Genomic DNA, 11,129 nt, shown 5'->3' on the forward strand with positions numbered 1-11,129 from the left:
TCCTTTGGGTGCAAAAAAAGAAATGCAAAACGCTTCTTGAAAGAGAAACGGTGAACGAACCAATCTTTGATCTGATTGAACGAGCAGAAAAATGGCTTCAAGCCAATACCTATACAAACAAAATTATTAAGTGGGAAACCTCCACGTGGGGAGAAATCCCTGCTGATTTCGGGAGGAAATAATTTTAGAGCTTGTTTAAATTTTTATTCGTGGCTTCTTTCGATTTATTTTTTGTTTAGTTATATATCCGCATGAATGAGCATAGCGGGCTATTTTATTTTAGGTAAAATGTCTTTCTCAAAATCTTCGTTACCGACTAATCTCTTGTCCGGTATAACGTATGCCTTAGAAAAAAGACTGAGAGTGGGATTAAAATCATTATAGCGAAGTCCGCACAGATCAGAAATTGCATAAATTAAATGTTCGTTGCTGTATGGACGGGTATAATCAAATACTAATGAATCGGATTCTGCCCGATAGGCATTTGAACGCCATAGAATAAAAGGAATACGGCATTGTGATGGATATGCGTTTGTCATGAAATGTCCGTTAGCTGCCCGGTAATCGTAAACTTCTTCTCCATGATCAGAGAAAAACAAGACGAAAGAAGAATTATTCTTTTGTTCCACATAATCAATAACCGTATTGACAATAGAATCTGTATATAATACGGAATTGTCATATTCATCAAGAATCGTCAGCATTCTTTCATCAGCAAATTCTTTTGGAGGGAGAGGATCTGTATGATGATTAAAACGGTTGAAATTTTCCGGATAACGACAGTTGTACTGATGATGACTTCCCATCATATGTATAAATATAAGTTTATCTTTTGTGATGCTGTCATTCAGAATCTCTTGCAGTTGAGGTAATATAATCTCATCGCCTTTTTTTCTGACACTTAAATCATAGGTATGATGAGATTCTTGTGCAATTATTCCGTAGTTTCCGCCCCACTTGCTGACTAATTCCTGATTAGATATCCAGTAGGTCTCAAATCCGGCACAATTAAACAACTCCACGATAGACGGTTTCTTGATATACCAGTCGGGATGCTTATGATCAGCAAAGGTCAGGACTTTTTTAAGAACACCGATCGTATGCGTATCGCATGTAACCACATCAGTGTATATATCCAATTCATCTTTATGTGAGCTTAATTTAGGCGTTGTGTTCCTTCCATAGCCATATAATCCCATGTGCTCAGACGATAAAGATTCTCCGATAATTACGACAAAAACCCTACCTCCCGGAGTTAATGAAGGATCTCTTTCTACTTGTATAGAAAGTGTTTTTCGGATCTCAATTTCTTTTTGCATTTCATTTATTTCGTTGACATAACATATCCCGCTTTTATAAAAATCGAAAAGAGGAACGGCTTTGACCAAATACTGGAATGAAATTATAGCTATTAGTGCGACTAAAGACAATGAGAATACCCCTTTGTATTTGCGGAAAGACAATGAAAGCTTAGAAGGTCGAGGCAAGAGTAGAGCAATACCGCAAATAGTATATCCTATACCGGCCAATATAGGAGTCCAGCCAATGAATGAGCTGAAGTATTCTGCAGACTCTTGTATATTACTATTGAATATAACCCAATACATGTCTTTACACATATATATATCCGAAAGATACAAGTAAGTCCATACGATAGAATTGGGAAGAATAGACAAGGCAAAAAGAACAGCAAGGTAAATTTTTTCTTTTTTGCCCGAGAAGAAGCAGCTCAGAGTAAACAGAGATATCCCCAGACATAATGAAGTAGTCCAGCCGATGATCTTGTCTTTAGTCGATAAGTTCTCTGCCCATGTATAAAAACCGGGTGAATAAAGAACGATAAGCAAGATCAGCAACAATGTGTATTTCTTGTCAAGAATTAATTTTTTTAGCATACAAATCATTTTGCCATCGCGGCATTTTCTGAAAAAGAATTGTTCTGAGTTATCTTTCTCTGTTTATTATAGAAATTCCCCGCAAATATAAGAATAAATGTATTAGTTTTATTTGGCTGTTAGGTTTTTACGGTCTGCTGTATATTATTAACTTTGCAAGTCAAAGGAAACAGCAATGGATGACGACTTCGATATAAGAGAGCCTAAAGTAATTGAAAGTGAACGGGAGTACGAAAATGCACTTCGCCCGCTTTCTTTTGTGGATTTCAGCGGACAAGCTAAGGTCGTTGAGAACCTGAAGGTATTTGTGATGGCTGCCCGTATGCGTAAGGAAGCTTTAGATCATGTATTGTTGCATGGTCCTCCCGGATTGGGAAAAACAACGTTATCCAATATCATTGCGAATGAATTGGGAGTTGGCTTTAAGGTTACCTCAGGTCCGGTACTCGACAAACCGGGTGATCTGGCGGGAGTACTTACTTCGCTTGAAGAAAATGATGTGCTGTTTATTGATGAGATTCACAGGCTTAGTCCGATTGTTGAGGAGTATCTTTATTCGGCAATGGAAGACTACCGTATTGACATTATGATTGATAAGGGACCGAGCGCCCGTTCGATCCAGATTGATCTGTCACCATTCACGCTTGTTGGGGCAACAACTCGTAGCGGATTGTTGACAAGTCCTTTGCGTGCGCGTTTCGGAATCAATATGCATCTGGAATATTATGATATGGACACACTGACGAAGATCGTGCTTCGTAGTGCTGCTATATTGAATGTCAGATGTGAGTTAAATGCAGCGAAAGAGATTGCTTCACGCAGTAGAGGGACGCCTCGTATAGCGAATGCTTTACTTCGTCGTGTTCGCGACTTTGCACAGGTAAAAGGAAACGGAGAAATAGACAAGGCTATTGCCTGTTTTGCTCTTGAAGCACTGAATATCGATCGCTATGGTCTGGACCAGGTAGATAATAAATTATTGACTACAATTATAGATAAGTTTGCTGGAGGTCCGGTCGGACTGACCACGATTGCGACTGCTCTTGGGGAAGATCCGGGTACTTTAGAAGAAGTTTATGAACCATTTCTGATTAAAGAAGGGTTTATAAAACGAACGCCGCGAGGGCGAGAAGTGACTGAACTTGCCTACACTCACTTAGGGCGTAAGAGGCAGAGCGAGCAGGGCTTTTTATTCGATTAAACTATGGCAGGAGGAATAAAGCGGCTTGCGAAAGAGACCGCCGTATATGGATTGAGTAGTATTATCGGGCGGTTTATGAACTGGTTGCTTGTTCCCATGTATGTTCGCGTACTGGCTGAGCCTGCTGATTACGGAATCGTAACGAACCTGTATGGATGGTCTGCCTTATTGCTTGTGTTGCTCACCTACGGGATGGAAACGGGCTTTTTCCGTTTTATCAACAAAGAAGAGGAAAACCCGAGACAGGTTTATGCTTCCACTCTATTTAGTATAGCGATCACTTCCCTTTTCTTTTTTGTTGCCATTTTTGTTTTCCGGCAACCGGTCAGTAACTTGTTAGGATATATACAGAATCCCGAATACATTGTTATGTTGGCAGGTATCCTGGCCTTAGATGCAGTTAGCAGTATTCCTTTTGCCTATCTGCGTTATCAGAAACGTCCCTTCCGTTTCGCAGGATTGAAATTGTTTAATATTTTTCTGAATATTTTTCTGAATATCTTCTTCCTGATTATTTGTCCATGGCTGCAAAAACAATTTCCGGGAGTGATAGACTGGTTTTATATTTCAGGTTATGGTATCGGTTATATTTTTATTTCAAATGTTATTACCAGTGTGGTAACCTTTTTGATGCTTGTGCCCGAAATGAAACCTTGTTTTGGTATAAAACCGGTTTTCCCACTACTGAAGCGAATGTATAGTTATTCTTTCCCCATCCTGTTGTTAGGATTAGCAGGAATACTTAACCAGACAGCAGACAAGATATTATTTCCATTCCTGTTTGAGGATAAGAACTATGCCAATGAACAATTAGGAATATATGGTGCCTGTTTTAAAATTGCCGTAGTGATGGTCATGTTTATTCAGGCATTTCGATATGCTTACGAACCGTTTATTTTTGCTAAAAACAAAGGAGAAGATAACCGGAAGGCGTATTCTGACGCTATGAAGTATTTCATTATTTTCGCACTGTTGATCTTCCTTGGAGTCATGTTCTATTTAGACCTGTTGAAATATTTTGTTGTTCCCGAATACTATCCGGGTCTGAAAGTAATCCCGATCGTAATGCTTGGAGAAATGTTCTTCGGAATTTATTTCAATTTGTCTTTATGGTATAAATTGACTGATCAAACGCGCTGGGGAGCTTATTTTTCAATCTTGGGTGCCGTAATTACGATATTAATTATTGTCGTATTTGTGCCGGCTTATGGATTTATGGCTTGTGCTTGGGCGTCATTTGTTTGTAATCTGGTAATAATGCTCTTGTCTTATTTTATCGGACAGAAGAAATTTCCTGTTAAATATGATTTAAAATCAGCAGCAATTTATATGTTTGTTGCCGCTTTACTCTATGCTGCAGGGATGTTACCTGAGATAGATTCCGAGATATTGAGATTAACTTATCGGACAGTATTATTAGGTTTGTTTGTTTTATTTATCTTAAAAAGAGACCTGCCTTTAAGGGAGTTGCCCTACATCGGACGTCTTATTAAATAGGGATGTAGAATAATTACAGAATATAAATATAAAAACGAAAAGAAGTTTATGAAGAAGTTGTGGGCAGTAGTGTTACTGCTGGTTGGAGGTATTAGTCAAATGCATGCCGATGAGGGTATGTGGGTTATAAAAGAGCTGAACAAACAAAATCTGGAACGTATGAAGGAGTTGGGTTTTACCCCTTCTTACGAACAGCTTTATAGCGAAACAGCTCCAAGCATTACCAATGCAGTTGTTATTTTCGGTGGTGGCTGTACGGGGATTACCGTCTCAAAAGAAGGATTAGTTTTCACGAATCACCATTGCGGGTTTGGGGCAATACAGCAATTGAGTAGTGTAGAACACGATTATCTGAAAGATGGTTTTGTCTCTCAGTCCAAATCAGAAGAATTGCCAGTGCCGGGACTCTCTGTTCGTTATTTACGGGAAACGGTGGACGTATCTGATCGTATAAACTCTCAGATATCGTCTATTTCAGAAGAACATTTGCGTTTAGCTGCAGCCGATTCTATTGGTAAGACAATCTGTGATTCAATCGGTGAAAACGAATTTCTTACTGCCGATGTAGTTCCTTTTTATAATAATAATAAGTATTTCTTAGTTGTTTATGATGTGTTTCGTGATGTACGTCTGACTTTCGCTCCTCCCAGTTCGGTGGGTAAATTCGGTGGAGATACGGACAACTGGATGTGGCCTCGCCATACGGGAGACTTCTCTGTGTTCCGTGTTTATGCCAATGCCGAGAACAAGCCGGCGGAATATGACGCAAATAACAAACCCTACACTCCAAAATATGTAGTAGAAGTTTCTTTAGCCGGCTATCAGGATAAAGACTACGCTATGACAATCGGTTTCCCCGGAAGTACAGATCGCTACCTCTGCTCATGGGGAGTGCAACAACGCATTCAGCACAGCAATGTACCTCGTATTAATGTACGCGAAGTAAAACAAGCTATCTGGAAAGAAGCGATGAATGCAAGCGATGCTGTTCGTATTAAATATGCATCTAAATATGCGGGAAGTTCAAACTATTGGAAAAACTCTATTGGAATGAACCGCGGGTTAGCTAACCTGAACGTAATCGAGCGCAAACAACAAGAAGAGGCTGACTTTACGAAATGGGTAAATGCAAATGCAGATCGCAAAGCGAAATACGGTGAAGTAATGAACTTGCTTGAGAAAGGTTATACCTCAACTAATGAGTATAGAGAAGTCTATACTTATCTGGCAGAAGCATTTATGAGTGGTGCCGAAATAGTTCGCCTGACTCGTATGGTACAAAGTTTCGATATGAAAGGTTCAACTCCTGAAGAATTAGATGTTTTCCTTGAAGACCGTATTCGTAATTTCTTCAAAGATTATGAAGCAACACTCGACCAGAAAGTGCTGGCAGCTATGATGCAAGTTGTAAAAGATCGCGTTCCAGCTCGCTATCTGCCCGATATCTATACTAAAATAGACAAAAAGTATAAAGGAAATTACGCTAAATACGCAGCTGATTTATTCAAGAAAACAAAACTCTCTACTTACGAAGGAGTAGAAGCATTGATGAAGAATCCGAAACAATATGCAAAGCTGAAAAATGATCCCGCAGCAGAGCTTAGCCTTTCCGCTATGGTGTCTTTGTTTGAAATTCAGCAATTCATGGGTGAAGCCCGCTACGACATCGCTAAAGGTGAACGTCTTTATTTCGCAGGATTAAAAGAAATGCATCCGGAAAAGGCATTGTCTTCAGATGCCAACTTCACTATGCGTTTAAGCTACGGATCAATCGGCGGATATCGTCCGTATGATGCTGCCTGGTACGATTACTATTCTACAGACAAAGGTATTCTTGAAAAAGAAGATCCGAACAGTACGGAATTCTGGGTGCAAGATGAAATCCTTGATTTGATTCGCTCAAAAGAATTTGGTCAATACGGTAATGGTAACGGAAGCATGAATCTTTGTTTCTTATCAAACAACGATATAACCGGAGGAAACTCAGGTAGCCCTGTGTTCGATAAAAACGGCCGTTTGATCGGTCTTGCTTTCGACGGTAACTGGGAAGCCATGAGTGGAGACATCGCTTTTGAACCTGACTTGCAACGTTGTATTGCTGTTGACATCCGCTATGCCCTGTTCATTATTGATAAATGGGGAAAATGCCCTCGTATTATCGAAGAACTAACATTGGCAAAATAAACAGTAAATAAATAAAAACCTTAAAAAAAGCGTCCCGGAGTAAAATCTGCGGGACGCTTTTTTTGTGCCTTCGGTCAAGACTAAAAACAGATCAATTTTCAGCAATAGAATAAAGAAAAAAATATAAAGGTTATTTTTCCAATTATAAAGGATATTTTTGCAAAAATATCCTTTATATTTTCGAGCTTGTTTTTGCGTTGATTTTCAATAGTGTAAAAACAGGCATTTTTCTTATATATCGGCTTCCCAATTTTATTACTACATTTAGGAATAAATGATTGTAAAAAGCCTTAGAATTTTAATTTTGTTTCTACGTAGGACTCAGATTTGAAAAACTGGTAAAAAAATGTCTATTTTTGTGATCAAGGAAGATTACTCAAATAATTGTGTGGTAAAATAGTATGAATACCATAGATCCACTTAGCTTTAAAGACTTTTATACTTCTTTTTATAATAGGAGCTTTCTTTTTGCAAAGTCATATGTTCACGATGACTCTGTAGCAGAAGATATTGCTTCCGAAGCCTTAATTAAACTTTGGGAGATGTCTAAATCTCAAAAAATAGATAATCCAAAATTTATTCTTTTTACTCTTCTGAAACATAAATCATTGGATTTTTTAAAACATGAAGCAGTAAAACAGAAAAGCCTTAATCATTTAACATACCTTGGACAACGTGAATTAGAAATCAGAATCTCAACTCTTGAAGCTTCTAATCCGGAAAAAATATTTGAGTCTGATATACAAGAAATAATTCAAGCTACTCTTATACATCTCCCAAAACAAACTCGCGAAATTTTTGAAATGAGTCGTTTTCAGAACAAGGAAAAAAAGGAAATCGCTGAAATATTAGGCATAACAGTAAAAGGAGTTGATTATCATATATCAAAAGCACTGAAAGCTCTGAAAAATAATCTAAAAGACTATTTTCCGATTGTGATGTTTTTGCTTTTTTAACAAATGGGGAGATAGTAGGTTGTTTCTTTCAATCGTTTTCTATTATGTTAAGCCCCGTTAAGGCTTAATAAAAGTATAAGTATGGAAAATAAAACATTATTTCGATATATAGAAGGAAAGGCTTCCTCGAAGGAGAAAGAAGAATTTGCATCATGGATTGATTCTGACGAAAAGAATCTGCAAGAGTTCTTATTTAAAAGAAATATCTATGATGCCTCTTTATGGGGAGATTCTATTTCTCAGTCTAAGCAAGGTAAACAAAAAACAAAAGCGTTCCGGATAGTAGCTAATCTTTTGAAAATTGCGTCCGTCTTCCTTTTAGGAATAATTAGTTACCACTATGTAACCCTTTATATAGAGAGTACAACTCCGCAACCTATAGCACCAATGCAGAAAATATACGTTCCCGAAGCTCAAAGAGCTGAGTTGATTTTAGATGACGGAACAAAAGTCTGGTTGAATGGGAATTCTACATTTTCATTTCCTAAAGAGTTTAGTAAAAAGGAGCGTAATGTGGAACTTCAGGGAGAAGCCTTTTTTGAAGTTACTAAAGATCGCAATAAGCCATTTATAGTCAATGCAGGAGATTATAAAATAAGAGTTTTAGGTACAGAATTTAATGTTAAAACAAATCGGGATAAAAAGATATTTGAAACCTCTTTACTTAGTGGTGCAGTAGAGATTTTTAGCGATGACGCAGATAATACGATTAAACTTTTTCCGAATGAAAGGGTGTATTATGCGAATGGTCAACTTATCCAATCTCAAATAGAAAGCCATGATAAGTTCTTGTGGCGAGAAGGTCTGATTGTCTTTGAGCATGAATCTGTAAAAAGCATTTTAAGTCAATTGGAGAATTATTATGGAGTGAAGATAATCGTGAATAACAAGAAAATATTAAATGATTTTTATACAGGAAAATTTAGAGTTAAAGATGGAGCAGAACATGTCTTAAAAGTTCTGCAGTTACGACATGAGTTTCAATATGAAAAAGACTACGAAAAAAACATTATAATAATTAACTAAAAAAGATAAATCTAAAAAAAGAAAAGCCTATGAAATAAAGATGAGAAAACAACTGAACCGGAAAGCGCTTGCAACACTTTCCGGTTTGTAAAGTCAATACGTTGACAAACAATACGAATTTGATAGTATTAACTTATTTACAACACGACAAATGTATGGAAAAAAAATCATTTGAAGAAAGTCCGTTTTGTATGGATGGACTTTTTAAAAGAATTTCACGATGTATGAAACTATCCGTAATCTTTTTATTCTTTTTTGTTACAGCAGTATTTGCCGATTCCGCCCATTCGCAGGAAGCCAAGGTGAATATTAATGCCAATAATATAAAAATGAAAGAACTGCTGCGTGAGATTGAACAGCAATCGGAATATTTATTCATCTATAACTCGAATGAAATAAGAATGGATGATAAAGTATCTCTAAACGCTCAGAATGAAACAGTCCGAAACGTTTTATTTACTCTCTTCAATCGCACAGATATCGTTTATGCTATTGAGGGGAACAGCATTATGCTAATGAAAAGACCTAATCCAGAACAGACTCAAAAGAAAAAAGTCACCGGAAATATTGTTGACGAAAAGGGAGAACCGATCATAGGAGCCAGTATATCTTTAAAAGGTACAAATACAGGAACGATAACGGACATAAATGGTGATTTTACGATAGAGGTTTTACCAGAATCAGTACTTCTTCTTTCCTATATAGGATATCAGACGATGGAAATACGATGGGATGGTCAAGAAGCTTTAAGACTAACAATGAAAGAAAATACCGAGCTGCTTGATGAAGTGGTGGTAGTGGGATACGCAACAGTAAAAAAGGCAAATTTGACAGGAGCTGTTTCGGTAGTGGATGATAAAGTTTTAAAGGATCGTCCTATAATGAATTTAGGGCAAGGCTTGCAAGGAACAATTCCGAATCTTAATGTTTCAACAAGTGGACGTCCTGGAGATGGCTCAACATACAACATTAGAGGATATACTTCAATAAACGGTGGGACTCCATTAGTTCTGGTTGATGGGGTAGAGAAGGATGCAAATTTATTAAACCCACAAGATATAAAAAGCGTGTCAGTATTAAAAGATGCTGCTTCCGCATCAATATATGGAGCCAGGGCTGCATATGGTGTTATACTTATTACCACAAAAGAGGGAAAGAAGGAGCAACCCACTCAGGTTAATCTTGATACTTATTTATCAATAAATTCACCAACAACACGTCCAAGGTATATGGATTCATGGCAATACAGAAAGACTATTATGAATTATTTGTGATGGAGAATAAAAGTAATTTAAAAGAAGCTGTATTTTATATAGAATATAGTGATCCTTTAAGAAAACACAATACTAGTCGGAATCTGACTGAAGCCAAAAGTGGGTTTTCAAAAGATTTTGTGGATGCTTACTTATGCATAGACGGGAGACCTATAAGTCTTAGTGGATTATATGAGGGGGATGAAAATATGAAAAAAGAATCTGCAAATAGAGATCCTCGATTTAAGCAGAATATTTTAACTTACGATTTCCCTTTTAGTATCTCAGATGATAACGATACAATTTATATTAAAAATGAAAATGAATTTATTTCGATCAATTGTTATACTGGGTATAAGAGTATTAAATATTTAGTACCTACGGTAAAAGCTTTTGAAACAAATACTAATGTTTATGATGGTATATTATATCGCTATGCCGAATTATTACTAAATTACGCCGAGGCAAAAGCAGAATTAGGAGAATGTAATCAACAAGTATTAGATATGACAGTAAATAAACTTAGAGATCGTGTTGGTATGCCACATTTAATAGAAGACGTTGGATTTATTGATCCTAATTGGCCTAAATGGGGATATGAACTTACTCCTTTATTACAAGAAATTCGTCGAGAGAGACGGATTGAGCTTGCAGGAGAAGGTTTTAGACTGGATGATCTTAAGAGATGGAAAGCTGGAGAGTTGTTAAATAATGTGATGACGTATGTGGGAAAAAAAACAGATGGAGAACATTATGCTATTGTTTATCCTAACTATACGAATGATAATTATTTATATGAGGAAGGCAAAAGTCGGAAGTGGAATGATAAACTCTATTTATATCCAATACCAACAGGAGAATTAAGTAGAAATCCACAATTATTACCTCAAAATATTGGGTGGCAATGATTTTATTCATTTAAAATACATTAGAATTCAAAATAAACCTTTCCAAGAAAAAAACTTGGTAAGGTTTATCTTAAAAATCATTACCTATGAAACCTCCATGACCAAAAAGTCACCCAAGAGGATGTAAATAGTTCTCGTTCTATGGTTTACCTTTGTGTTCAAACGAACCTCAAAAGTAAGATAGCATGGAAACAATTACTTTTCCTCAA

At 36.9% G+C, this 11,129-nt stretch carries 6 protein-coding genes and 3 pseudogenes; 8 read left to right on the forward strand and 1 reads right to left on the reverse strand.

What is annotated here, in order from left to right; genetic code table 11:
• Nucleotides 1-182, forward strand: a pseudogene (locus PHT93_RS14245) (ribonuclease H); the annotation flags it as partial.
• A gap of 87 nt (nucleotides 183-269) precedes the next feature.
• Here the strand turns inward: PHT93_RS14245 and PHT93_RS14250 are convergent.
• Entirely contained in the window at nucleotides 270-1,895 is a 1,626-nt protein-coding gene (locus PHT93_RS14250) for a sulfatase-like hydrolase/transferase (RefSeq protein WP_300244240.1), read from the reverse strand.
• A 175-nt stretch (nucleotides 1,896-2,070) separates the two neighbouring features.
• Here PHT93_RS14250 and ruvB point away from each other — a divergent pair, with 175 nt between their 5' ends.
• The 7 genes and pseudogenes from ruvB to PHT93_RS14285 all read left to right on the forward strand — a co-directional run.
• A complete protein-coding gene (gene ruvB, locus PHT93_RS14255) occupies nucleotides 2,071-3,096 on the forward strand; it encodes a Holliday junction branch migration DNA helicase RuvB (RefSeq protein ID WP_300244242.1) in 1,026 nt (341 codons plus the stop codon).
• 3 nt (nucleotides 3,097-3,099) lie between these two features.
• Nucleotides 3,100-4,593, forward strand: coding sequence for an oligosaccharide flippase family protein (locus PHT93_RS14260; RefSeq protein ID WP_300244244.1), 1,494 nt, complete (start codon nucleotides 3,100-3,102; stop codon nucleotides 4,591-4,593).
• A gap of 48 nt (nucleotides 4,594-4,641) precedes the next feature.
• Nucleotides 4,642-6,777: a S46 family peptidase gene (locus tag PHT93_RS14265; protein ID WP_300244246.1), complete on the forward strand. Its 2,136-nt coding sequence runs from the start codon at nucleotides 4,642-4,644 to the stop codon at nucleotides 6,775-6,777.
• Between the two features lie 401 nt (nucleotides 6,778-7,178).
• On the forward strand, nucleotides 7,179-7,733 hold the full coding sequence (locus PHT93_RS14270) for an RNA polymerase sigma-70 factor (RefSeq protein ID WP_300244249.1): 555 nt from the start codon (nucleotides 7,179-7,181) through the stop codon (nucleotides 7,731-7,733).
• An 81-nt stretch (nucleotides 7,734-7,814) separates the two neighbouring features.
• Nucleotides 7,815-8,759: a FecR family protein gene (locus PHT93_RS14275; protein WP_300244252.1), complete on the forward strand. Its 945-nt coding sequence runs from the start codon at nucleotides 7,815-7,817 to the stop codon at nucleotides 8,757-8,759.
• Between the two features lie 509 nt (nucleotides 8,760-9,268).
• Nucleotides 9,269-10,006: pseudogene (locus PHT93_RS14280) on the forward strand (TonB-dependent receptor plug domain-containing protein); the annotation flags it as partial.
• Nucleotides 10,006-10,920: pseudogene (locus PHT93_RS14285) on the forward strand (RagB/SusD family nutrient uptake outer membrane protein); the annotation flags it as partial. The pseudogenes PHT93_RS14280 and PHT93_RS14285, both read left to right, overlap by 1 nt.
• Between the last annotated feature and the right edge of the window lie 209 nt (nucleotides 10,921-11,129).

This window comes from Massilibacteroides sp., assembly GCF_028705895.1.
Taxonomy (GTDB): domain Bacteria; phylum Bacteroidota; class Bacteroidia; order Bacteroidales; family Tannerellaceae; genus Massilibacteroides.